Annotated in this window: 20 protein-coding genes, 2 tRNA genes and 2 rRNA genes; 16 read left to right on the top strand and 8 right to left on the bottom strand. The window is 62.1% G+C overall.

Annotated features, from left to right (window positions below; all coding sequences use genetic code 11):
* Positions 1-14 precede the first annotated feature (14 nt).
* The 9 genes from ACWMMN_RS11875 (at position 15) to ACWMMN_RS11835 (ending at position 8,190) form a co-directional block, all read left to right on the top strand.
* The gene (locus ACWMMN_RS11875) at positions 15-1,505 is read left to right on the top strand and encodes an NADH-quinone oxidoreductase subunit M (protein ID WP_059233608.1); all 1,491 of its coding nucleotides are present in this window, start codon (positions 15-17) and stop codon (positions 1,503-1,505) included.
* Positions 1,506-1,541: 36 nt separating this feature from the next.
* The gene (gene nuoN, locus ACWMMN_RS11870; protein WP_174993833.1) at positions 1,542-2,996 is read left to right on the top strand and encodes an NADH-quinone oxidoreductase subunit NuoN; all 1,455 of its coding nucleotides are present in this window, start codon (positions 1,542-1,544) and stop codon (positions 2,994-2,996) included.
* Positions 2,996-3,292, top strand: a complete 297-nt coding sequence (locus tag ACWMMN_RS11865; RefSeq protein WP_047898602.1) for a DUF2818 family protein — start codon at positions 2,996-2,998, stop codon at positions 3,290-3,292. Before nuoN ends, ACWMMN_RS11865 begins: the two co-directional genes overlap by 1 nt.
* A 321-nt stretch (positions 3,293-3,613) precedes the next feature.
* Positions 3,614-4,204, top strand: coding sequence for an NUDIX domain-containing protein (locus ACWMMN_RS11860; protein WP_174993824.1), 591 nt, complete (start codon positions 3,614-3,616; stop codon positions 4,202-4,204).
* Positions 4,205-4,340: 136 nt separating this feature from the next.
* Complete coding sequence (locus tag ACWMMN_RS11855; RefSeq protein ID WP_059233611.1) at positions 4,341-4,763, top strand: DUF1178 family protein; 423 nt, start codon at positions 4,341-4,343, stop codon at positions 4,761-4,763.
* A gap of 104 nt (positions 4,764-4,867) precedes the next feature.
* The gene (locus tag ACWMMN_RS11850; RefSeq protein WP_486422688.1) at positions 4,868-6,064 is read left to right on the top strand and encodes an acyl-CoA dehydrogenase family protein; all 1,197 of its coding nucleotides are present in this window, start codon (positions 4,868-4,870) and stop codon (positions 6,062-6,064) included.
* Between the two features lie 19 nt (positions 6,065-6,083).
* Positions 6,084-7,217 (top strand): acyl-CoA dehydrogenase family protein, encoded by a 1,134-nt coding sequence (locus ACWMMN_RS11845; protein ID WP_340624318.1) that lies wholly within the window; start codon positions 6,084-6,086, stop codon positions 7,215-7,217.
* Positions 7,218-7,255: 38 nt separating this feature from the next.
* Complete coding sequence (locus ACWMMN_RS11840) at positions 7,256-7,717, top strand: MaoC family dehydratase (protein ID WP_059236673.1); 462 nt, start codon at positions 7,256-7,258, stop codon at positions 7,715-7,717.
* On the top strand, positions 7,714-8,190 hold the full coding sequence (locus tag ACWMMN_RS11835; protein WP_486422687.1) for a MaoC family dehydratase: 477 nt from the start codon (positions 7,714-7,716) through the stop codon (positions 8,188-8,190). Before ACWMMN_RS11840 ends, ACWMMN_RS11835 begins: the two co-directional genes overlap by 4 nt.
* Before the next feature lie 47 nt (positions 8,191-8,237).
* Here the strand turns inward: ACWMMN_RS11835 and ACWMMN_RS11830 are convergent, their stop codons facing one another.
* Entirely contained in the window at positions 8,238-8,930 is a 693-nt protein-coding gene (locus ACWMMN_RS11830) for a glutathione binding-like protein (RefSeq protein ID WP_059236675.1), read from the bottom strand.
* Between the two features lie 208 nt (positions 8,931-9,138).
* Positions 9,139-9,930 carry an oxepin-CoA hydrolase, alternative type gene (locus tag ACWMMN_RS11825; RefSeq protein WP_486422686.1) on the bottom strand — a complete coding sequence of 264 codons (792 nt, stop codon included), beginning with the start codon at positions 9,928-9,930 and terminating at the stop codon, positions 9,139-9,141.
* A 202-nt stretch (positions 9,931-10,132) separates the two neighbouring features.
* On the opposite strand from ACWMMN_RS11825, the gene ACWMMN_RS11820 reads away from it, so the two are divergent.
* Positions 10,133-10,789 carry a glutathione S-transferase family protein gene (locus ACWMMN_RS11820; protein WP_174993828.1) on the top strand — a complete coding sequence of 219 codons (657 nt, stop codon included), beginning with the start codon at positions 10,133-10,135 and terminating at the stop codon, positions 10,787-10,789.
* A gap of 43 nt (positions 10,790-10,832) precedes the next feature.
* Here ACWMMN_RS11820 and ACWMMN_RS11815 read toward each other — a convergent pair whose 3' ends face one another.
* Together ACWMMN_RS11815 and ACWMMN_RS11810 are read right to left on the bottom strand one after the other, a co-directional pair.
* Positions 10,833-12,005 carry a pyridoxal phosphate-dependent aminotransferase gene (locus ACWMMN_RS11815; RefSeq protein ID WP_174993829.1) on the bottom strand — a complete coding sequence of 391 codons (1,173 nt, stop codon included), beginning with the start codon at positions 12,003-12,005 and terminating at the stop codon, positions 10,833-10,835.
* Between the two features lie 28 nt (positions 12,006-12,033).
* A complete protein-coding gene (locus ACWMMN_RS11810) occupies positions 12,034-12,513 on the bottom strand; it encodes a putative toxin-antitoxin system toxin component, PIN family (protein WP_342702609.1) in 480 nt (159 codons plus the stop codon).
* A 57-nt stretch (positions 12,514-12,570) separates the two neighbouring features.
* On the opposite strand from ACWMMN_RS11810, the gene yaaA reads away from it, so the two are divergent.
* Both yaaA and ACWMMN_RS11800 read left to right on the top strand, forming a co-directional pair.
* Positions 12,571-13,353, top strand: a complete 783-nt coding sequence (gene yaaA / locus ACWMMN_RS11805) for a peroxide stress protein YaaA (protein WP_059233619.1) — start codon at positions 12,571-12,573, stop codon at positions 13,351-13,353.
* Positions 13,354-13,441: 88 nt separating this feature from the next.
* On the top strand, positions 13,442-14,596 hold the full coding sequence (locus ACWMMN_RS11800; RefSeq protein ID WP_059233620.1) for a M14 family metallopeptidase: 1,155 nt from the start codon (positions 13,442-13,444) through the stop codon (positions 14,594-14,596).
* An 88-nt stretch (positions 14,597-14,684) separates the two neighbouring features.
* Here the strand turns inward: ACWMMN_RS11800 and ACWMMN_RS11795 are convergent, their stop codons facing one another.
* The 4 genes from ACWMMN_RS11795 to ACWMMN_RS11780 all read right to left on the bottom strand — a co-directional run bounded on the left by ACWMMN_RS11795 (position 14,685) and on the right by ACWMMN_RS11780 (position 18,493).
* Complete coding sequence (locus tag ACWMMN_RS11795; protein WP_174993831.1) at positions 14,685-15,335, bottom strand: BspC domain-containing protein; 651 nt, start codon at positions 15,333-15,335, stop codon at positions 14,685-14,687.
* A 142-nt stretch (positions 15,336-15,477) separates the two neighbouring features.
* Positions 15,478-16,152 carry an energy-coupling factor ABC transporter permease gene (locus ACWMMN_RS11790; RefSeq protein WP_059233622.1) on the bottom strand — a complete coding sequence of 225 codons (675 nt, stop codon included), beginning with the start codon at positions 16,150-16,152 and terminating at the stop codon, positions 15,478-15,480.
* A gap of 75 nt (positions 16,153-16,227) precedes the next feature.
* The gene (locus ACWMMN_RS11785) at positions 16,228-17,064 is read right to left on the bottom strand and encodes a LuxR C-terminal-related transcriptional regulator (protein WP_486422685.1); all 837 of its coding nucleotides are present in this window, start codon (positions 17,062-17,064) and stop codon (positions 16,228-16,230) included.
* A 211-nt stretch (positions 17,065-17,275) separates the two neighbouring features.
* Complete coding sequence (locus ACWMMN_RS11780) at positions 17,276-18,493, bottom strand: DUF2863 family protein (RefSeq protein ID WP_486422684.1); 1,218 nt, start codon at positions 18,491-18,493, stop codon at positions 17,276-17,278.
* A 568-nt stretch (positions 18,494-19,061) separates the two neighbouring features.
* Here ACWMMN_RS11780 and ACWMMN_RS11775 point away from each other — a divergent pair.
* From ACWMMN_RS11775 to ACWMMN_RS11760, 4 genes are all read left to right on the top strand, one after another.
* Positions 19,062-20,594 (top strand): 16S ribosomal RNA (locus tag ACWMMN_RS11775).
* A 63-nt stretch (positions 20,595-20,657) separates the two neighbouring features.
* A tRNA-Ile gene (locus ACWMMN_RS11770) sits at positions 20,658-20,734 on the top strand.
* Positions 20,735-20,775: 41 nt separating this feature from the next.
* A tRNA-Ala gene (locus ACWMMN_RS11765) sits at positions 20,776-20,851 on the top strand.
* A gap of 295 nt (positions 20,852-21,146) precedes the next feature.
* Positions 21,147-24,028 (top strand): 23S ribosomal RNA (locus tag ACWMMN_RS11760).
* The 16S and 23S rRNA genes sit together here with 2 tRNA genes alongside, the layout of an rRNA operon.
* Positions 24,029-24,105: the final 77 nt, after the last annotated feature.

Here is a 24,105-nt window from a genome sequence, read left to right as displayed (position 1 = left end):
GCGGGGGACAACTAATGCACGCTTTTCCGATTCTCAGTACCGCGATCTGGCTGCCGATCGTTTTCGGCCTCCTCGTGCTTGCGGTGGGTAACGACAAAAATCCGGGGACGGCCCGCTGGGTCGCGCTGATCGGCTCGCTGCTCGGTCTTGCGGTCACGATCCCGCTGATCACGGGCTTCGACTCGAGCACGGCTGCGCTGCAGTTCGTCGAGAAGTCGACCTGGATCGAACGTTTCGACATCGCGTATCACCTCGGCGTCGACGGCATCTCGATGTGGTTCGTCGTGCTGACCGCGCTGATCACGGTGATCGTCGTGATCGCCGCGTGGGAGGTGATCACCGAGAACGTCGCGCAATACCTCGCGGCCTTCCTGATCCTGTCCGGGATCATGATCGGCGTGTTCTCGTCGGCCGACGGCCTGCTGTTCTACGTGTTCTTCGAAGCGACCCTGATCCCGATGTACATCATCATCGGCGTGTGGGGTGGCCCGAACCGCGTGTATGCGGCGTTCAAGTTCTTCCTGTACACGCTGGCCGGCTCGCTGCTGATGCTGGTCGCGCTGATCTACCTGTACACGGAAACGCACTCGTTCGACCTCGCGACGTGGCAGAACGCGAAGATCGCGATGACGCCGCAGATCCTGCTGTTCATCGCATTCTTCCTCGCCTTCGCGGTGAAGGTGCCGATGTGGCCGGTGCACACGTGGTTGCCGGACGCGCACGTGGAAGCGCCGACGGGCGGCTCGGTCGTGCTGGCTGCGATCATGCTGAAGCTCGGCGCGTACGGTTTCCTGCGCTTCTCGCTGCCGATCACGCCTGACGCGAGCCACTTCCTGGCACCGGTCGTGATCACGCTGTCGCTGATCGCGGTGATCTACATCGGCCTCGTCGCGATGGTGCAGTCCGACATGAAGAAGCTGGTCGCGTATTCGTCGATCGCGCACATGGGCTTCGTCACGCTGGGTTTCTTCATCTTCAACCAGCTCGGCGTCGAAGGCGCGATCATCCAGATGATCTCGCACGGCTTCGTGTCGGGCGCGATGTTCCTCTGCATCGGCGTGCTGTACGACCGCGTGCACTCGCGCCAGATCGCCGATTACGGTGGCGTCGTCAACGTGATGCCGAAGTTCGCGGCGTTTGCGATGCTGTTCTCGATGGCCAACTGCGGTCTTCCGGGTACCTCGGGTTTCGTCGGCGAGTTCATGGTGATTCTCGCGGCCGTCCAGTACAACTTCTGGATCGCCTTCGGCGCGGCGTTCACGCTGATCCTCGGCGCGGCTTACACGTTGTGGATGTACAAGCGCGTGTACTTCGGCGCGGTGGCGAACGATCACGTTGCCAAGCTGAAGGACATCGGCCGTCGCGAATTCCTGATGCTGGCCGTGCTTGCCGCGTTCACGATGCTGATGGGCCTGTATCCGAAGCCTTTCACCGACGTGATGCACGTTTCCGTGGAAAACCTCCTCTCCCACGTCGCGCAGTCGAAGCTGCCGCTGGCCCAGTAATCGCGAGCGGAGGAACTCAAGATCATGAACGCTCCTATGAATGTCCTGTTGCCTGACGCGCTGGTGATGGCCGCCATCGTCGTCGCATGGCTGAACGATACCTTTACCGGTGCTTCCGGCCGCCGCCTGACCTATCTGATCGCGGTCGTTTCGTCGGTCGTCGCCGGCGTGTGGTTCTCGGTGCAGGCGCTCGACCCGCATCAGTACTACTTCTTCTCGAAGATGATCGTCGTCGACTCGTTCGCGAGCACGATGAAGGCGGTCGTGTCGTTCGGCTTCGCGGTCTCGCTCGTCTACTCGCGCAAGTACCTCGAAGATCGCGACATGTTCCGCGGCGACGTGTTCCTGCTCGGCATGTTCTCGCTGCTCGGTCAGCTGGTCATGGTGTCGGGCAACAACTTCCTGACGCTGTACCTCGGTCTCGAACTGATGTCGCTGTCGCTGTACGCGGTCATCGCGCTGCGCCAGGACGCCGCGCAGTCGAGCGAAGCAGCGATGAAGTACTACGTGCTGGGCGCGCTCGCGTCGGGCTTCGTGCTGTACGGCATCTCGATGCTCTACGGCGCGACCGGCTCGCTCGAGCTGGGCGAGGTGTACAAGGCAGTCGGCGGCAATACCGACGCAGCCGTGCTGATGTTCGGCGTGATCTTCATCGTCGCCGGTATCGCGTTCAAGCTCGGCGCCGTGCCGTTCCACATGTGGGTGCCGGACGTCTACCAGGGCGCACCGACCGCGATGACGCTGTTCGTCGGCGGCGGTCCGAAGGTTGCCGCGTTCGCGTGGGGCCTGCGCTTCCTGGTGATGGGCCTGCTGCCGCTCGCACAGAACTGGCAGACCGCGCTCGTGATCCTCGCTGCGCTGTCGCTGATCGTCGGTAACATCACCGGTATCGTCCAGCGCAACATCAAGCGGATGCTCGCGTACTCGGCGATCTCGAACATGGGCTTCGTGCTGCTCGGCCTGCTCGCGGGCATCGTGAAGGGCGACGCGTCGGCACCGGCGAACGCCTACAGCTCGGCGATGTTCTACGCGATCGTCTACCTGATCACGACGCTCGGCTCGTTCGGCGTGGTGATGCTGCTCGCACGCCGCGATTTCGAAGCGGAAACGATCGACGACTTCAAGGGCCTCAACAAGCGCAGCCCTGTGTTCGCGTTCGTGATGATGGTCATGATGTTCTCGCTGGCCGGCATCCCGCCGACCGTCGGCTTCTACGCGAAGCTGGCCGTGCTCGAGGCCACCGTCAACGCGGGCCTGACGTGGCTGGCCGTGCTGGCCGTGATCACGTCGCTGTTCGGCGCGTTCTACTACCTGCGCATCGTGAAGCTGATGTACTTCGATGCGCCGCAGGATGCGACGCCGATCTCGGGTGACTTCTGCAAGCGCACGATTCTCGTGCTGAACGGCCTGGCGGTCGTCGTGCTCGGCTTGATCCCGAGCCCGCTGCTGACGGCCTGCCTGCAGGCAATCCGTAACACGTTGCCGCTGTAATGTCGGCAGCCGGCTGGTTTATCGTGCTGTTGGCGCTCGTGTGCGCCAACCTGCCGTTCCTGAACCAACGCCTCTTCGCCGTCGTGCCGTTCGGCGCGGCGAAGAAGAGCGCGTGGGTGCGGATCGGCGAGCTGATCGTGCTGTACTTCATCGTCGGTGCGCTCGGCTTCTGGCTCGAGTCGCGCGCCGGCAACCGCTTCGAACAGGGCTGGCAGTTTTACGCGATCACGTTCAGTCTCTTCATCGTGTTCGCGTTCCCCGGCTTCACGTTCCAGTATCTCGTCAAACGACGCTGACAAGGGCCTGTTCGCGCTAATAACGAGCTTGCGAATGCGCCTTGCCGGCTGCAATGCAAGGAGTGGTGAGCGCCGTTTGGCCGCGCCAAACAAGCGACGATCGACGCCGCAGGGCGGCCGGCAAGGCGCGTTCCCCTGATTGGGAAAAATCATTCGCGGGGCTGGCCGACAGAAGGGCCGATCGCGGCGTCATGCTCCTTGCGAATACGTCGAGTATCCGCTTCGTCGCAATCCTTGCGCTCGGCCCTTCTGGCGGCCAGCGCAAGCTCGTTATTAGCGCGGACAGGCCCTTGGCCGTCGCGCTCAATTTTGGAGCCGCCGATGGCCGAACTACCCAATCACGACGCCGCATTGACCGAAACCTGCCTCGAGAGCGAGGCGATTTTCGAAGGCGCGTTCCTCAAGCTCAAGCGCGACACCGTCCGTCTGCCGGACGGCAAGAAGGCCGTGCGCGAATACGTCCAGCACCCGGGCGCGGTGATGGTGATCCCGCTGTTCGACGACGGCCGCGTGCTGATGGAAAGCCAGTTTCGCTATCCGATCGGCAAGGTGATGGCCGAATTCCCGGCCGGCAAGCTCGATCCGAACGAAGGCGCACTCGCATGCGCGGTGCGCGAACTGCGCGAGGAAACGGGTTACACGGCACGCGAGTACGTGTTTTTGGCCCGCATTCACCCGATCATTTCCTACTCGACCGAATTCATCGACCTGTACCTTGCGCGCGGGCTGACGGCCGGCGAGCGCAAGCTCGACGAGGGCGAATTCCTCGAAACCTTCACCGCGACGCTGGCCGACCTGCAGGAATGGGTGCGCACGGGCCAGATCTCGGACGTGAAGACGATCATCGGCACGATGTGGCTCGACAAGGTGCTGTCCGGCACGTGGCCGCTCGGGCCGATCCAGACGCCCTGAGCGTCGCGTCAGCGGCGGGTGGGGCGCGGCGTTACAATCCCTCGATGCGGCGCGTTCGCGTCGCGCGATCTGGATTTAGCACGATCGTTCACAAAACCGCATTTTGCGCTACACTCGTCACACGCCCTGATTCAACATGAAGGTCCTCGATTTACAGTGCCCGCACGGTCATCGGTTCGAAGGCTGGTTCGCTTCTGCCGATGAATTCGAAGCGCAGTTGTCCCGCAAGCTGGTCGAATGTCCGGTGTGCGGGACGACCGAGGTCAACCGTCTGCCGTCGGCGCCGCGCCTGAACCTGTCGGGCGCGTCGCAGGCCCAGCCGGCCGATCCGCGTGCGCTGCAGGCGCAGGTGATGCGCGCACTGCGCGAGGTGCTGGAGAAGACCGAGAACGTGGGCGAGCGCTTCGCCGAGGAAGCGCGGCGCATCCATTACAACGAGGCGCCCGCGCGCAGCATTCGTGGCGTCACGACGCCGGAAGATGCGCAATCCCTGGCCGAAGAAGGCATCGACGTGATGCCGCTGCCGATTCCCGCCGCGCTGAAAGAACCGCTGCAATGACGTACGCAGTGGGTCCTTGCCCGGCTGAACGACCGCGGCGAGCGTCTGCATGGGACCGGAGTAACCGCTAAAGCGCGAACTCCGGTCGACAGGAGACACTGCGCATGGATCTGGATTATTCCCCCGCCGACGACGCGTTCCGCGTTGACGTTCGCGCCTGGCTCGAGGCCAACCTGCCTCACGCACTGCGCGCCAAGGTACTCGATCACAAACGACTCGACCGCGAGGATTTCGCGAGCTGGCACCGGATTCTCGGCCAGCGCGGCTGGTCCGCGCCTGCCTGGCCCGTCGAATACGGCGGCCCGGGCTGGAACGAGACGCAGCGGCACATCTGGGACGAGGAGTGCGCACGGATCGGTGCGCCGACCGTGCTGCCGTTCGGCGTGTCGATGGTCGCGCCGGTACTGATGAAATACGGCAGCGAAGCGCAGAAACGCCATTACCTGCCGCGCATTCTCGACGGCTCGGACTGGTGGTGCCAGGGCTACTCGGAGCCGGGTTCCGGCTCCGATCTCGCGTCGCTGCGCACGCGCGCCGAGCGCCACGGCGACCACTACGTCGTCAACGGCCAGAAGACCTGGACCACGCTCGGCCAGTACGCGGACATGATGTTCTGTCTCGTGCGCACCGATCCGGCCGCGAAGAAGCAGGAGGGCATCTCGTTCCTGCTGATCGACATGAAGACGCCCGGCATCACGGTGCGCCCGATCGTCATGCTCGACGAAGACCACGAGGTCAACGAGGTGTTCTTCGAGGACGTGAAGGTGCCGGTCGAGAATCTCGTCGGCGACGAGAACCGCGGCTGGACCTACGCGAAATACCTGCTCGGTCATGAACGCACCGGCATCGCGCGCGTCGGCGCGTCGAAGCGCGAACTCGCGTTCCTGAAGCGCGTGGCGTCGAACCACCGCAAGAACGGCAAGCCGTTGCTCGCCGATCCGGTGTTCGCCGCGAAGGTCGCGGCGCTCGAAGTCGAGCTGATGGCGCTCGAGGTGACGGTGCTGCGCGTCGTCAGCCGCGAGACGAGCGGCAAGGGGCCCGGCCCCGAAGCATCGATGCTGAAGATCAAGGGCACCGAGGTGCAGCAGGCGCTCACCGAACTGATGGTCGAAGCGATCGGCCCGCTCGCTGCACCGTTCGACGTGCCGTTCCTCGACGGCGAGCGCGAGCACAGCATCGCGGGCGACGACGATGCGGCGCCGCTTGCCGCGTACTACTTCAATTACCGGAAGACGTCGATCTACGGCGGCTCGAACGAGATCCAGAAAAACATCATCGCGCAGATGATTCTGGGGCTGTGATCAGGCAACGGAGACAACCATGGATTTCAGCTTTACCGATGAGCAGCAGCAGTTCACGGACGCGCTGCGCCGTTATCTCGGCGAGCAATACGGCTTCGAAGCGCGCCAGGCGATCGTACGCAGCGACGCGGGCGTATCGGACACGCAGTGGAGCGCCTTCACCGAACTGGGGTTGACCGCGTTGCCCGTGCCCGACGCACAGGGCGGCTTCGGCGGCGGCCCGGTCGACATGCTGGTCGTGATGCAGGAGCTGGGCCGAGCGCTCGTGATCGAGCCGTACTGGGCCACGGCGGTCGGCGTCGAGGCATTGCGCGTCGCCGGCTCCGGCGCAGGCGAGGATGCCGCGCTGCTGGAGGCGGTCGCGCAAGGACAGAAGCGTGTCGCGGTTGCATTCCACGAACCGCGCGCGCGCTACGACCTGTACGAACTCGACACGCACGCACGCGAGCAGGGCGGCACGTACCGGCTGACCGGTACCAAGTCGGTCGTCCAGCATGGCGCACAGGCGCACGCGTGGATCGTGCCGGCGCGTGTCGACAGCGGCGGCATCGGCCTCTTCGTCGTCGAACGCGACGCAGCGAACGCGAAGGTGGCCGACTACCGGACGATCGACGGCCAGCGTGCCGCGACGCTCGAATTCGACGAAACGCCGGCCCGGCTGCTGTCGGGCGGTGCACGCGACGCGGCGGCGCTCGAGCAGATTGCCGATTACGCGACGTTCCTGCTGTGCGCGGAAGCAGTCGGCGCGCTCGACGAGCTGAATCGCGCGACGGTCGAATACACGAAGACGCGCGAGCAGTTCGGCGTGCCGATCGCGCGTTTCCAGGCGTTGCAGCACCGGATGGTCGACATGCTGATTCACGCCGAGCAGGCGCGTTCGCTGACCTATCTGGCGGCGGTGCGCTACGCGAGCGGCGACGCCGACGCGCGGCGCAAGGCCGTGTCGGCCGCGAAGGCGCGTGTCGGTGCGGCCGCGCGCTTCGTCGGCCAGCAGGCCGTCCAGTTGCACGGCGGCATGGGCGTGACCAACGAGGTCGCCGCCGCGCATTTGTTCAAGCGGCTGACGATCATCGAGACGACGCTCGGCGATACCGATCATCATCTGGCCCGCATCGCGGCGCTGCCCGATTTCGCGCAGGCCGACGCGGCATGACGGCGACGCGCGAGCGCGCCAGACAAGGAGACTTGCAAGTGGGTATCAGTTACGAAGACCTGGTGGTCGGCAGCACCACCGAAGTGGGCAGCTACACGTTCGAGCCCGACGACATCAAGGCGTTCGCGAAACGCTATGACCCGCAGCCGTTCCATCTCGACGAGGAAGCCGGGAAGGCATCGCACTTCGGCGGGCTCGTCGCGAGCGGCTGGCATACGTGCTCGGTGTTCATGAGCCTGCTCATCAAGAAGCTCGGGCCGGATTCGACCAGCATGGGTTCGCCGGGCATCGACTCGATCCGCTGGCTCAAGCCGGTGCGAGCCGGCGACACGATCACGATGTACCAGAAGGTCCACGACAAGCGCGTGTCGGAGAGCAAGCCCGACCGCGGCATCGTGTCGACGGAGTGGGTCGGCGTGAACGAAGCCGGCGAGACGGTGATCAGCGTGCACACGAAGGTGCTCTTCGGGCTGCGCCATCCGGGACGGGCGAACGCATGACCGATGCGACCTTGCCACTGATCGCATCGGCGCAGGCGCTGCAGGCGCGAGTCGGTGCGGCGCCGCTCGCGAGCAACTGGATCGAGATCGACCAGCCGCGCGTCGACGGCTTTGCCGACGCGACCGGCGATCATCAATGGATTCACGTCGATCCCGAACGCGCGCGGCGCGAGTCGCCGTTCGGCGGGCCGATCGCGCACGGGTTCCTGACGCTGTCGCTGATTCCCGCGTTGATGACCGACGCGATGCGCTTCGAGCAGAAGATGGGGGTGAACTACGGGCTGAACCGCGTGCGGTTTCTGAAGCCGGTGCCGGTCGGTGCGCGCGTGCGCGCGCTGTTCGCGGTGAGGGAAACGGCCGAGGCCGCGCGGGGCGGCATGCAGGTGACGTGGTCGGTGTCGATCGAGGTCGAGCATCCCGATACGCCGCGGCCGGTATGCGCGGCGGAGTTCATCACGCTGCACTACTTCTGAAGGGCGGAGCGGCAGGTACGGCTGCCGCTCCGCGCGTCACGCACGTGTCAGTGCTTCGCGTATTGCGTTGCGCCGAACAGCACCTCGCGTGCCTTGTCGTCCTGCAGCGGCTTGCGCATCGATGCGAGTACCTCGACGCCGCGTTGCACGGCCGGTCGCGCGGCGATCGCGTCGTGCCAGCGCTTCACGTTCGGCAATTCGTCGAGCACGATGCCCTGGTTTTGCCACGAGCGCGTCCACGGGAACGTCGCAATGTCCGCGATCGTGTACGTGTCGCCTGCGAGATATTCGGATTCGCCGAGGCGCTTCTCCATCACGTTGTACAGACGCTTCGCTTCGTTCGTGTAGCGGTTGACCGCGTACTCGATCTTCTCCGGTGCATACAGGCGGAAGTGGTGCGCCTGCCCGAGCATCGGGCCGACACCGCCCATCTGGAACATCAGCCATTCGAGCGTTGCATAGCGCGCGGCCGGATCGGCCGGCAGGAACTTGCCGGTTTTCTCCGCGAGGTAGATCAGGATCGCGCCCGATTCGAACAGCGAGATCGGCCGGCCGCCGGGGCCGTCCGGATCGACGATCGCGGGGATCTTGTTGTTCGGGCTGATCTTCAGGAACTCGGGCTGGAACTGGTCGCCTGCACCGATATCGACCGGATGGGCACGATACGCGAGGCCAGTTTCCTCGAGCATGATGTGCACCTTGTGGCCGTTCGGGGTCGCCCAGCTATAGACGTCGATCATCGTCAACTCCTTGGTGGCATGCGCGAAAACGGCGCCGGCAGCGCCGCGACAGGCGGCCATTAGAGCATGGATCGACGCGGGCTGCTGGCGACCGAAACGAGCGGGCAGACGGGCGCGTGCAGCCGCAGCGGAAGGTCGCCGTCGACGCTGCGCGCCCCATCGTCCGGATGCGGCGGCGTTGCGTCGTTGCGATGGGCGGTGGGGCGGATCAGCGTTTGTAGTGCGGCTGACGCTTCTCGAGAAAGGCGGTGATGCCTTCGAGGCCGTCCGCGTGATGCAGCGAGGCGACGAAATGATCGCGCTCGGTGACGAGGTGCGCATCGAGCGGTTGCGCCGTCGCGTCGTCGAGCAGCGACTTGATGCGCGTGAGCGCATTCGGCGAGATGCCGGCGAGTGCGTCGGCCCAGGCGAGCGCGTCGTTCAGTGCCGTGCCGGGCACGGCGAGCCGGTTGACGACGCCGAGCGCATGCAGGCGTTCGGCCGTGACCGGCTTGCCTTCGAACAGGATCTCGGCTGCCATCGCGCGCGGCAGTGTGCGCGCGAGGAACCACGAACCGCCGCCGTCCGGCGTGAGGCCCACGCGCGCATACGACATCACGAATTTCGCGTCGTGCGCGGCGACGATCAGGTCGCACGCGAGCGCGAGCGAGAAGCCCGCGCCGGCCGCGGCGCCTTCGACGGCCGCGATCATCGGTTTCGTCGATGCGCGGATCGCCGTGACCCATGCGGCGAGCTGGTCGATGCTGTCGGCTTGGTAGGACGGGTCTTTCGAGCGGTTCTCGAGCAGCCGGTTCAGGTTGCCGCCTGCGCAGAAGAAGCGATCGGCCCCGGTCAGCACGACGGCGCGAATCGCCGGATCGCGCTCGGCGGTGGCGAGCGCTTCGATGCCGGCCGCGTACATGTCGGGATGCAGCGCGTTGCGCGCGCCGGGATTGGATAGCGTGAGGACGAGCGTCGATTCGCTCTCGGGCGGACGCGAGGCCAGCAGTTCAGCACTCATGCGAGTGTGTCTCCATCGGATGGCGGGGCTGCGGCGCCGGGTGTGTTGCACGGGCAGGCGGAGCTGCAGCCGCAGCGGATGTAATGTTGTCGTGACGAACGCAAAACTTGCTTTAGACTAGCACGAACGTGCTTTTCAGCGCGATGAATCCCGATGCGGCCGGCACCGTTGCGGCTGCGCTTCAGCAAGGAAGGAGACTCCGATGCTACAGCTGTGCGGTATTCCGTTGTCCAACTACTACAACAAGGTGAAGTTCGTCCTGCTCGAGCACGACATTCCGTTCGAGGAAGCGGTATGCGGTTTGCCGATCAGCGACGCGGCTCAACTCGCCGATTCGCCGCTCGGCAAGATTCCCTTTCTGAAGACCGAAGAAGGCGCGCTGTTCGAGTCGCAGGTGATCATCGAATACCTGGCGGCGCGCTATCCCGAGAAAGGCATTTTCCCGGCGAGCCCGTTCGCGGCCGCGAAGGTGCGCGAACTGGTCGAGACGCTCGAGCTGTATCTCGAATGGATGGCGCGCGAGGTCTATACCGAAGCGTTTTTCGGCGGCAAGGTCAGCGACGGGATGAAGGCGCACGTCGAGAAGCGCCTGCCGCGTGCGATCGATGCGTTCAAGCAGATGACGCAGTTTTCGCCGTATGTTCTCGGCGGCTCGTTCGGCCTCGCGGACATCGCCGCGTGGGTCCATCTGCCGGTCATCGGGATGGCGACGAAGGCCATATTCGGGCGCGATTTCCTGCTCGACGCCGGCATCGACTGGAAGGCGCATGCGAAGCAGGTTGCCGAGCGTCCGGCCGCGCAGCGCGTGGCCGCCGAGCGCAAGGCGTACATCGAAGCGACGAGCGTCGCGCGTTCGTAAGCGCGGTTTCCGCAGGGCGGCGTGCGGCCGCCCGTGCGGGGCCTTACAGGCGGGCGAGTCGTTCGAGCGCGGACGCGAGCGTGCTTTCCTGCTTCGCGAAGCAGAAGCGCACGACGCCCGATTCGTGCGGCTCGTGATAGAACGCCGAGACCGGAATGGCAGCCACGCCGATCTCCGACGTGAGCCACTTCGAGAATTCCGCTTCGGGCAGGTCGCTGATCGCCGAGTAATCGACACACTGGAAGTACGTGCCCGGGCACGGCAGCAGCTTGAAGCGCGAGCGCTCGAGGCCGGCCCGGAAGAAGTCGCGTTTCTTCTGGTAGAAGCCGGCCAGCGACAGGTACGGCGCCGGGTCGCGCAGGTAGTCGGCGAGCCCGATCTGCATCGGCGTGTTCACCGTGAACACGTTGAACTGGTGGACCTTGCGGAACTCCGCGGTCAGCGCGGCAGGCGCCGCGACGTAGCCGACCTTCCAGCCCGTCACGTGATAGGTCTTGCCGAAGCTCGACACGATGAAGCTGCGTGCGGCGAGTTCCGGGTAGCGCGCGACACTCTCGTGGCGCGCGCCGTCGTAGACCATGTGCTCGTACACCTCGTCCGACAGGATCAGCACGTTGGTGCCGCGCACGATGTCCTCGAGCTTGCGCATGTCCGCCTCGCGCCACACGGTACCGGTCGGGTTGTGCGGCGTGTTGATCAGGATCATCCGCGTCTTCGGCGTGATCGCGGCCGCGAGACGGTCGAACGGGATCGCGTAGTCGGGTGCTTCCAGCGTGACGAACACGGGCTTGCCGCCCGCGAGTTCGATCGACGGCAGGTAGCTGTCGTAGGTCGGCTCGACGACGACCACTTCATCGCCCGGATGCACCGCGCACAGGATCGCCGTTAGCAGCGCCTGCGTGGCGCCGGCCGTCACCGTGATTTCGGTAGCCGGATCGTAACGCCGGCCGTAGACCTGCGCGATCTTGTCGGCGATCGCATCGCGCAGCGGCGCGACGCCGGCCATCGGCGGATACTGGTTGTGCCCGTTGCGCATCGCGGCCGCGACCGCGTCGACGATGCGCGGGTCGCAATCGAAATCCGGGAAGCCCTGGCCGAGGTTCACCGCCCCTTTTTCGGCGGCAAGCGCGCTCATGACCGAGAAGATCGTCGTGCCGACGTTCGGCAGGCGCGAGGGGAAAACGGGAGTCGTTGGCATGTCTGAAGGAGCGTTCATCGATACGGTCGAAATCGGTTGGTATGCGTCAGGCCGGCGTGGCGTCGAGTGCGCAGGCCTCGGTAAACGGCGCAGGCTGCGCGATCCGGAAGCCGAAGTCGCGTGCGGTGCGCTTCGCGAGCTTCAGCAGCGCGCGGTCTTTCGACACGAGCCACTCGGCCTGCGCGGCACGGGCGAGTTCGAGAAACTTCTGGTCGTCGCGGTCCTTGCACTTCGGCAGCGGCGGCGCGTCGGCGTCGACGGGCGGCGGTTCGACGAGGCTTGCGAGGCGGGCAACGGTTGCGAGGGCGGCCGCCTTGTCGATCGCGCGCGACTGGAATTGCGGATAATCGAGCACGTACTCGAGTTCGGTCAGGCAGCGGCTGTCGATCACGGCAGCCAGCGTACCGCGCTCCAGCGCAGCGCGGATCGGGCGTGTAGCGGGGTCGTCGAATACGAGGATGTCGATCCAGACGTTCGAGTCGAGCACGACGCGGTGTGCGGCATGCGGGGCGAGAGAGCGGGTCATTCGTTACAATCGGTGGTTTTCGTCTGACCGCAAGGCACGGCGTGCCAGCGAGCCTCTATGATAATCGTTCTCTCTCCAGCCAAATCCCTCGACTACGATACGCCCGCGCACGTCCAGTCTTACACGAAGCCTGCATTCGTCGACGACGCGTCGGAGCTGATCGACGGCCTGCGCAAGCTTTCACCGCAGGACATCGCGACGCTGATGGATATTTCCGATCCGCTCGCACGCCTGAATTTCCAGCGCTACGCCGACTGGTCGCGTACCTTTACGCCGGCCAATGCGAAGCAGGCCGTGCTCGCGTTCAACGGCGACGTCTATGAGGGGTTCGACGCAAAAACGCTGTCGTCCACCGATCTCGACTACGCGCAGCAGCACGTGCGCGTGCTGTCGGGCCTGTACGGGCTGCTGCGTCCGCTCGACCTGCTGCAGCCGTACCGGCTCGAGATGGGCACGCGTTTCGCGAACGCGCGCGGCAAGGATCTGTACGCGTTCTGGGGCGACCGCATCACGCGGGCGCTGAACGAGCAGCTCGAGACGCGCAGCGGCGCGGCACGCGTGCTGGTCAACTGCGCGTCGACCGAATACTTCAAGTCGGTCAAGCCGAAGCTGCTGGCCGCGCCGGTCATCACGCCGGTGTTCGAGGACTGGAAGGGCGGCCGCTACAAGATCATCAGCTTCCACGCGAAACGCGCGCGCGGCCTGATGGCGCGTTTCGTCGTCGAGAACCGGATTACCGACCCGAAGGCGCTGAAGGAATTCGCGACGGAAGGCTATGCGTTCGATGCGGCTGCGTCGAACGATTCGACTTACGTATATCGCCGGCGCGTCGGCGAGTGACCCAGCCGGCCGTTCACGAGACGGCCGGCGCATGCATGAGGCCGGGCAGGCGGCACACCGCCCGAACCGGTCGCCCAAGGAGAGACAGATGACCCTTTCGATCACCAGCAATTTCGACGCAGGCGCAATCGACGTCGTGTCGTGCGACAGCCCCGACGCGATCCGCCTGCGCGTGCGCGGCGACAATCGCTCGGAATTCGCGCAATGGTTTTACTACCGCTTGACGGGCGCGCGCGGCGAGCGATGCGTGATGACGTTCGAGAACGCGGCCGAATGCGCGTATCCGTCGGGCTGGCGCAACTACCACGCGGTGGCGAGCTATGATCGGGTCGACTGGTTCCGCGTGCCGACGACGTTCGACGGCAAGACGATGACCATCGACCATACGCCGGAGTTCGACAGTATCTACTACGCGTATTTCGAACCGTATTCGGAGGAGCGTCACGCAGCGTTTCTCGGTGCGGTACAGCAGTTGCCGCAGGCGAGCGTCGTCGAGCTCGGCCGCACGGTCGAAGGCCGTCCGATGTCGCTGCTGACGCTCGGCACGCCGGAAGCCGATGGTGCGCCGAAGAAGAAGGTGTGGATCATCGCGCGTCAGCATCCGGGCGAGTCGATGGCAGAGTGGTTCGTCGAGGGGCTCGTCAAGCGGCTGGCCGGATGGGGTGACTGGGCCGGCGATCCGGTCGCGCGCAAGCTCTACGATCACGTGACGTTCTACATCGTTCCGAACATGAACCCGGACGGCAGCGTGCACGGCAACCTGCGCACTAATGCGGCAGGTGCGAACCTGAACCGCGAGTGGATGGCGCCCGATGCCGAGCGCAGCCCCGAAGTGCTGGCCGTGCGCGATGCGATCCATGCGATCGGCTGCGACATGTTCTTCGACATTCACGGCGACGAGGATCTGCCGTACGTGTTCGTCGCCGGTTCGGAGATGTTGCCGAGCTTCACCGAGCAGCAGGGCAAGGAGCAGACCGCATTCATCGACGCGTTCAAGGTCGCGAGCCCCGACTTCCAGACCGAGCATGGCTACGCAGCGAGCAAGTACAAGGAAGATGCGCTCAAGCTCGCGTCGAAGTACATCGGCCATCAGTTCGGTTGCCTGTCGCTGACGCTCGAGATGCCGTTCAAGGACAACGCGAACCTGCCCGACGAGCGCGTCGGCTGGAACGGTGAGCGTAGCGCAGCGCTCGGCGCGGCGATGCTGGCGGCGATCCTGGTGCACGTCGACACGTTCGCGTAAGCGCATCCGTTGGCGCATGAAAAAAAGCCGGGGCATCTCAGGATGCTCCGGCTTTCTTTTTTGCGGCTGTCGTTGCCGCTCCGTCGTATCAGGACTTCTTCGCGGTTTTTTTCTTGACGGCTTTCTTCTGGCCGCTCGACTTCTTCGTGGCGACGGCCTTCTTGCTCGTGCGGCCCGATGCCTTCGCCTTGGCCTTGCCGCGATGCGACTTGCCCTTGAACTTCTTCGACGACGACGAGCGCTCGACGCGCGGCTTCAGCGGCGGAACGGGGTCGTTCCAGCTGAACGCAAGCATTTGCTGGCCGACATAGCCGCAGCGGAATTTCAGCGGCGTCGGATCGCTGCCATCGGTGTGGATGCCGAGCCCGTCGACCGTGACGATGTTGTCGACCTTCACGCGCTGCTTGCCCTGGTCGAACGAGTCGTTCCATGGCGTGATCGTCGCGTTGCCGCTGTCGAATGCGTTCGGTGCGAAGTCGACGCGATCGAATGCCGTCGACGTGCTGGCGATGAAGCTGCCGTGCGCGGCACAATCGGCGGCGAGCGGATCGGCATGCATCTCGTTGACGAATTTGTTGATCAGTTCGGAGCGCTGGTCGAGCAGGTCGGCGAGTGCCGGTGTGGGAAGCGCAAGCGACAGGCCCGCGATACAGGCTGCCAGCTTGCCGAGCGCCCGGAAAATCCGGAGCGAGGCAGGAGAGCTGTCCATCTGGTTATTGGTGAGGAGCGAAGGAGACATCGGGCACGTATAGATGCCCGATGAAGAACAGGAGTTCAATCTTAGCGTAAAAAAGTTGTGCGGCAGTAGATCACGTATTCTGCCGCGCTGCGGAATGCGTCGAAGGGGCGTGCGTCGACGGTGCCCCGATCGGGAGGGAAATTCAGGCGCGCGGGCCGCCGAGGCGATAGCGTCGGACGTCGAAGGTCGTGACCCAGGCGGGGCGATAGACGGCGATGAGTGCCGTTGCCATGCCGGTGAACCACGCTTCGCCGAGTGCGAGCAGCGCGGTGTTCAGCAGATAGCCGGCCGGGATCACGACGGGCACGCCATCCGCGAGCGCGAGCTGAACACCGGCGGCCGCGGCGGCGACTGTGACGATCGCGATGGCCGGCGACAGGAAGCCCTGGCCGGTGATGAATGACGCGAGGTTGTGCGGCAGCCATGCGAGCGCGGCGCGCTGCAGCAACGCCGACACAGCGACAGGCAGTGCGCCGTAGATCAGATAGGTCAGGCCAATGCCTTGCCACGGCGCGTCGAAGATGATCGCGGCAACCGCCGTGACGGCGCCCATTGCGATCAGTGCGAGCGTCCAGTCGAATAGCGTGACGAGCAGCGTTGCGCCAAGCAGATGCATGACGATGCCATCTTCGAGCCACGCATTCGAGGCCCAGAGGACCGCGATCGCGGTGACGAGCGCGAGCCACACGTGCTGGAGCGTGGCGTCTTGCAGGCGTACGAAGGGACGATTCCAGATCGCGAGCGCGAGCAAGGCCACGGCAGCGATCCAGCCACCGATGCCAACCCAGAGCGGAAGCGGTGTGAAAAGAAAACCCATGCGTTCATATTACTCGTTGAGCATCAAAGGTGGGAATCCGCACATGCCGACCGTCGCAATATCGAGACTGTTTGCCTAGCGTCCGCGCCGGAATCGTGCAGGCGGCTCGGCAGCGAGCGCCAAGTCCTGCGTGCCTGTATTGGCGGCAGGCAACGGATAGGGACGGTCGTTCCGTTGTGTACGCAGCGGAGCCGGGCCGTGTTCGCCGATGGCCGGCTTGCGGGCTCGGCTGCGGTTCGCCAGTAGTACCTCGAGATGGGGTGACAGCCAGCCGTTGTAGATCGCGACCGCGGCGGCGCGGTTTGCGGCGCCAAGCTGCTGGAAGATGCTGGCGAGATGGATCTTCACGGTGCCTTCGCTGATGCCGAGCGTACGGGCGATCATCTTGTTCGTGCTGCCCATGTGGACGAACCGCATGATCTGCGCTTGCCGCGGCGACAGGAGGCCGCTCGGCGGGCGACGGGGAAGCGAGCCGGCGAGCGTCTGGAAATGGGCATCGTGTCGCGCCGCAGCCGCCGAGGGCAACAGGCTGAGCGCGCCTGGCGGAATGTAGTGCCCACCCAGCAGCACGATCTCGAGCGCGCGCACGATCAGGTGTGGCCGCGTGGAATGCGGAATCACGCCCGCGACCCCGTAGTGGAAGAAGCGCTGAATCGCTTCAGGCGACACCTCGTCGACCAGGACGGCGACCGGTGTCGGCGAGCACGCACTGCAGAGCGCCTGAAGCTCGCTGAGCCGGCCCACGTCGAGCCAGTCGATCGCGACGAGGTCGAAACGCTGGGTGCGCAGCAGCCGGCGCGCCTGGAAACTGTCCGGCGCATCGTTGATGCTGGCGTGCCGGTCGATCTGCCGCAACAGGGCCTTCAGTCCGTCACGCCGCTCGGCATCTGAGTTAAGCACCAAGAACCGCATATTCAACCTCCGTAAGGGTGAGTCATTGAGTTGCTGTCGGGTATGTGCTGGCCCCGATAATGACAAAGACCTTACACGATGTCTGCTCGGCTGAAAGGCTTAGGAAATGTTCGAAATTTCGGGCGGCGGTGGATCGGACAAGAAAAAAGCCGCTTCGGCAGGAACCGGAAGCGGCTTCGGGCGGGCAGGCTGTCAGGGCCTGCGGTGCGGATCAGTGGAAGTGCGGTTGGGCGGGCGATGCGTCTTCCGGCATTTCCGCATGGACGATTTCGCCGAGCGGATCCGCGTAGAGCGGCACGCCGCAGTCGTCGCAGTATTCGGGTTCGAAGCGGCCCGCGTGCCGTCGGACGTCGGTTACGCCGCATTCCTTCAGCAGGCTCACGATTTCCTCGAGCGGCCCTTCGATCGGCGCTTCGCCCTCGAGCGTCGCGCTGTCCATCGAGACGTCGCCGTTTTCACGGCCGTAGAGCGGCCACACGACACCGTAGATCACGTCGTTGCTGGCACGCCGCGTGAAGCCGACACGATACTCGTCGATACGGCGTTCGCCGAAGCCGGCGACCACCGCGCGCAGCTCCTGCGGCGCCGCACCAAGTGTGTCGAAAAGATAACGAATGGCGGTTCGAACGGTGTGCGGACGAATGCGCTCGTCTGCATCCCGACAGGCTGAGTAGTACGCGTCCGGAAGCAGGCATTCGAACTCGCAGCCGGGCAGTGCGATCGACAGGTTCGGGCCGCCTTGTGCCGTCCATTGCTCGAGGCACTGGCCGCGCTCGATCCGGCTGCCGTTTTCTTCTTCTTGCCAGCGGAACAGCGACGCACCGGCGGGCGCGGCGACGACTGCGAGCAGGAAGCGCGGGTCGGCCAGGATCGGCGAGGTTTCCGGCAGATCGCCGAAGCTCAGCTTCGGGTTGTGCTGGCTGATCGCCGCATGCGCGAGCTGCTGGGCAAGCCGGTAGGTTTCCACGTGGTGCCGCGGCAACTGGTCGATGCTGTAGAGGAACGGCGCAAGCCCGACCAGGGTGCCGTTCGCAAGCACGTGGGCCTGCAGATGCGTGCGCAGCGCGTCGGCGACGTCGCCCTTGAGCGGACCCGACGGGATCATATAGCGCGTCCAGGCCAGAACCGGAACGGCGACCAGCAGTGCATCGTACGGTTGGCCGTCGTGCTCGATCACCAGCGACTCGCTGTGCGTTTCCGCCATGTCGGCGAGTGCGCCATAGGCATCGGGATGATTCTGCTGAAGATGGTCGAGCGCTGCGTCGAGCGTGGTCTGGTTGCCGTTGCGGACAATCTTGGCGAGCAGCGCATCGAGCTTCGCTTCCCAGAAGCGATCCTCGATGCGGCTGCCCGAGGCGAAGAGCGCAAGCGACAGACCGACTAGTTTGTCGGCATCGGGGGGGAGGCGTTTGGCGATTCGCTGGCGCATATTAAAGACGTATATAGAAGGAGGCGAAGAACCTCATATTCTAGTCCGTTCTTTGCACCATAAGCGGTCTCGTGCCCGGGCAAGGCAGGGCGGCCGAATTTGCAGCGTTCGTAAAAAAGTTGCGTCGAACCCCTTGCGCGATTGGCGTGAGCTGCATAGAATCACGCCTCTTTCGCGCTAACGGAAACGCGGCGCGGGAGGAAGGGAAGCAGTGCTGTTGAGGTCCGGTGGTAGCGGCCTCGGCGGTGCAGGAAGTTGAGCCCCGCAGTCGCAACGATGTAGTAAAAAAGTTGTTGACGAGCTGCGAAACACGGTTCATAATCTCGCTTCTCTGCTGCTGAAAACGCAGCGCTGCCGGGAAACACGAAGTTCCTCGCAGAAATGCTCTTTAAAAATTAACAGCCGATAAGTGTGGGCGCTTGATGGAAGCGAGCTGATCCTCGGATCAGATAGCGAAAGTATCAAGAGTCTCACACTAAAGTAAGTCAGGTTTATGAAGTGATTCATATTCCTGTCAGCTTTGAGTGAGCGACCGGTTCTTAACTGAACCGAAAACAGTAACAGGTTTAAACTGAAGAGTTTGATCCTGGCTCAGATTGAACGCTGGCGGCATGCCTTACACATGCAAGTCGAACGGCAGCACGGGTGCTTGCACCTGGTGGCGAGTGGCGAACGGGTGAGTAATACATCGGAACATGTCCTGTAGTGGGGGATAGCCCGGCGAAAGCCGGATTAATACCGCATACGATCTACGGATGAAAGCGGGGGACCTTCGGGCCTCGCGCTATAGGGTTGGCCGATGACTGATTAGCTAGTTGGTGGGGTAAAGGCCTACCAAGGCGACGATCAGTAGCTGGTCTGAGAGGACGACCAGCCACACTGGGACTGAGACACGGCCCAGACTCCTACGGGAGGCAGCAGTGGGGAATTTTGGACAATGGGCGAAAGCCTGATCCAGCAATGCCGCGTGTGTGAAGAAGGCCTTCGGGTTGTAAAGCACTTTTGTCCGGAAAGAAATCCTTGGCCCTAATACGGTCGGGGGATGACGGTACCGGAAGAATAAGCACCGGCTAACTACGTGCCAGCAGCCGCGGTAATACGTAGGGTGCGAGCGTTAATCGGAATTACTGGGCGTAAAGCGTGCGCAGGCGGTTTGCTAAGACCGATGTGAAATCCCCGGGCTCAACCTGGGAACTGCATTGGTGACTGGCAGGCTAGAGTATGGCAGAGGGGGGTAGAATTCCACGTGTAGCAGTGAAATGCGTAGAGATGTGGAGGAATACCGATGGCGAAGGCAGCCCCCTGGGCCAATACTGACGCTCATGCACGAAAGCGTGGGGAGCAAACAGGATTAGATACCCTGGTAGTCCACGCCCTAAACGATGTCAACTAGTTGTTGGGGATTCATTTCCTTAGTAACGTAGCTAACGCGTGAAGTTGACCGCCTGGGGAGTACGGTCGCAAGATTAAAACTCAAAGGAATTGACGGGGACCCGCACAAGCGGTGGATGATGTGGATTAATTCGATGCAACGCGAAAAACCTTACCTACCCTTGACATGGTCGGAATCCCGCTGAGAGGTGGGAGTGCTCGAAAGAGAACCGATACACAGGTGCTGCATGGCTGTCGTCAGCTCGTGTCGTGAGATGTTGGGTTAAGTCCCGCAACGAGCGCAACCCTTGTCCTTAGTTGCTACGCAAGAGCACTCTAAGGAGACTGCCGGTGACAAACCGGAGGAAGGTGGGGATGACGTCAAGTCCTCATGGCCCTTATGGGTAGGGCTTCACACGTCATACAATGGTCGGAACAGAGGGTTGCCAACCCGCGAGGGGGAGCTAATCCCAGAAAACCGATCGTAGTCCGGATTGCACTCTGCAACTCGAGTGCATGAAGCTGGAATCGCTAGTAATCGCGGATCAGCATGCCGCGGTGAATACGTTCCCGGGTCTTGTACACACCGCCCGTCACACCATGGGAGTGGGTTTTACCAGAAGTGGCTAGTCTAACCGCAAGGAGGACGGTCACCACGGTAGGATTCATGACTGGGGTGAAGTCGTAACAAGGTAGCCGTATCGGAAGGTGCGGCTGGATCACCTCCTTTCTAGAGCTTCTCGCAAAGTTGAGCGCTCACGCTTATCGGCTGTAAATTTAAAGACAGACTCAGGGGTCTGTAGCTCAGTCGGTTAGAGCACCGTCTTGATAAGGCGGGGGTCGTTGGTTCGAATCCAACCAGACCCACCAATGTCTTGTCTGACTGTAGGTACCTGAGGTCATCTGTACATGGGGGCATAGCTCAGCTGGGAGAGCACCTGCTTTGCAAGCAGGGGGTCGTCGGTTCGATCCCGTCTGCCTCCACCAATCCTCAATGCTAAGAGTTTGCTGAAAATTCAGCGAGCGCTTTGCATTGGCGATTGAGCCAGTCAGAGGATATCAATAGATATCGGCTGTCGTTCTTTAACAATCTGGAAGAAGTAAGTAATTTGGATAGCGGAAGCGTCTTGAGATGGACGTGAAAACTATCCGGGTTGTGATTGTATCGATGTATCTCAAGATGATTCGAACTCTATGTTTGACTCAATTGGAATACGGCACAAATGCGAGAACTCAACCTGTAGCGACTGTAGCGTCGAAAGATGAGACAGACTCGTTATAGGGTCAAGCGAACAAGTGCATGTGGTGGATGCCTTGGCGATCACAGGCGATGAAGGACGCGGTAGCCTGCGAAAAGCTACGGGGAGCTGGCAAACGAGCTTTGATCCGTAGATGTCCGAATGGGGAAACCCACTCCTTTTGGAGTATCCATGGCTGAATACATAGGCCATGCGAAGCGAACGCGGTGAACTGAAACATCTAAGTAACCGCAGGAAAAGAAATCAACCGAGATTCCCAAAGTAGTGGCGAGCGAAATGGGATGAGCCTTGCACTCTTTATTTGTATTGTTAGCCGAACGCTCTGGAAAGTGCGGCCATAGCGGGTGATAGCCCCGTAGGCGAAAACAGTATGAAAGAACTAGGTGTGCGACAAGTAGGGCGGGACACGTGAAATCCTGTCTGAAGATGGGGGGACCATCCTCCAAGGCTAAATACTCGTGATCGACCGATAGTGAACCAGTACCGTGAGGGAAAGGCGAAAAGAACCCCGGGAGGGGAGTGAAATAGATCCTGAAACCGCATGCATACAAACAGTCGGAGCCTCGTAAGGGGTGACGGCGTACCTTTTGTATAATGGGTCAGCGACTTACGTTCAGTAGCAAGCTTAACCGTATAGGGCAGGCGTAGCGAAAGCGAGTCCGAATAGGGCGTTCAGTTGCTGGGCGTAGACCCGAAACCAAGTGATCTATCCATGGCCAGGATGAAGGTGCGGTAACACGTACTGGAGGTCCGAACCCACTAACGTTGAAAAGTTAGGGGATGAGCTGTGGATAGGGGTGAAAGGCTAAACAAACTTGGAAATAGCTGGTTCTCTCCGAAAACTATTTAGGTAGTGCCTCGTGTCTCACCTTCGGGGGTAGAGCACTGTCATGGTTGGGGGGTCTATTGCAGATTACCCCGCCATAGCAAACTCCGAATACCGAAGAGTGCAATCACGGGAGACAGACATCGGGTGCTAACGTCCGGTGTCAAGAGGGAAACAACCCAGACCGCCAGCTAAGGTCCCCAAATATAGCTAAGTGGGAAACGAAGTGGGAAGGCTAAAACAGTCAGGAGGTTGGCTTAGAAGCAGCCACCCTTTAAAGAAAGCGTAATAGCTCACTGATCGAGTCGTCCTGCGCGGAAGATGTAACGGGGCTAAGCTATATACCGAAGCTGCGGATGCGTGCTTTGCACGCATGGTAGGAGAGCGTTCCGTAAGCCTGCGAAGGTGCGTTGAAAAGCGTGCTGGAGGTATCGGAAGTGCGAATGCTGACATGAGTAGCGATAAAGGGGGTGAAAGGCCCCCTCGCCGTAAGCCCAAGGTTTCCTACGCAACGTTCATCGGCGTAGGGTGAGTCGGCCCCTAAGGCGAGGCAGAAATGCGTAGCTGATGGGAAGCAGGTCAATATTCCTGCACCATTGTTAGATGCGATGGGGGGACGGATCGCGGAAGGTTGTCCGGGTGTTGGAAGTCCCGGTCGCTGCATTGGAGAAGGCGCTTAGGCAAATCCGGGCGCGGAATTCAAGGGTGTGGCGCGAGCTCCTTAGGGAGCGAAGCAATTGGAAGTGGTTCCAAGAAAAGCCTCTAAGCTTCAGTCTAACGATGACCGTACCGCAAACCGACACAGGTGGGCGAGATGAGTATTCTAAGGCGCTTGAGAGAACTCGGGAGAAGGAACTCGGCAAATTGGTACCGTAACTTCGGGATAAGGTACGCCCTTGTAGCTTGATGCCCCTGCGGGCAAAGGGTGAAGGGGTTGCAATAAACTGGTGGCTGCGACTGTTTAATAAAAACACAGCACTCTGCAAACACGAAAGTGGACGTATAGGGTGTGACGCCTGCCCGGTGCCGGAAGATTAAATGATGGGGTGCAAGCTCTTGATTGAAGTCCCGGTAAACGGCGGCCGTAACTATAACGGTCCTAAGGTAGCGAAATTCCTTGTCGGGTAAGTTCCGACCTGCACGAATGGCGTAACGATGGCCACACTGTCTCCTCCCGAGACTCAGCGAAGTTGAAGTGTTTGTGATGATGCAATCTACCCGCGGCTAGACGGAAAGACCCCATGAACCTTTACTGTAGCTTTGCATTGGACTTTGAACCGATCTGTGTAGGATAGGTGGGAGGCTATGAAACCGGAACGCTAGTTTCGGTGGAGCCGTCCTTGAAATACCACCCTGGTTTGTTTGAGGTTCTAACCTTGGCCCGTGATCCGGGTCGGGGACAGTGCATGGTAGGCAGTTTGACTGGGGCGGTCTCCTCCCAAAGCGTAACGGAGGAGTACGAAGGTACGCTAGGTACGGTCGGAAATCGTGCTGATAGTGCAATGGCATAAGCGTGCTTAACTGCGAGACCGACAAGTCGAGCAGGTGCGAAAGCAGGTCATAGTGATCCGGTGGTTCTGTATGGAAGGGCCATCGCTCAACGGATAAAAGGTACTCTGGGGATAACAGGCTGATACCGCCCAAGAGTTCATATCGACGGCGGTGTTTGGCACCTCGATGTCGGCTCATCTCATCCTGGGGCTGTAGCCGGTCCCAAGGGTATGGCTGTTCGCCATTTAAAGAGGTACGTGAGCTGGGTTTAAAACGTCGTGAGACAGTTTGGTCCCTATCTGCCGTGGGCGTTGGATATTTGAAGGGGGCTGCTCCTAGTACGAGAGGACCGGAGTGGACGAACCTCTGGTGTACCGGTTGTCACGCCAGTGGCATCGCCGGGTAGCTATGTTCGGAAGAGATAACCGCTGAAAGCATCTAAGCGGGAAACTCGCCTTAAGATGAGATATCCCTGGGGACTAGATCCCCTTGAAGGGTCGTTCGAGACCAGGACGTTGATAGGTCAGGTGTGTAAGCGCAGTAATGCGTTCAGCTAACTGATACTAATTGCCCGTAAGGCTTGATCCTATAACAAGTCTGCCTTGTGTCGATGATCGTTAGTGCTTCAGCACTTACGAGCATCCCACGCAGAGCATCGAGCAGCG

The sequence above is a fragment of the Burkholderia cepacia complex sp. TUM26381 genome (assembly GCF_057439935.1).
This window is presented reverse-complemented; position numbering and strand designations above follow the sequence as displayed.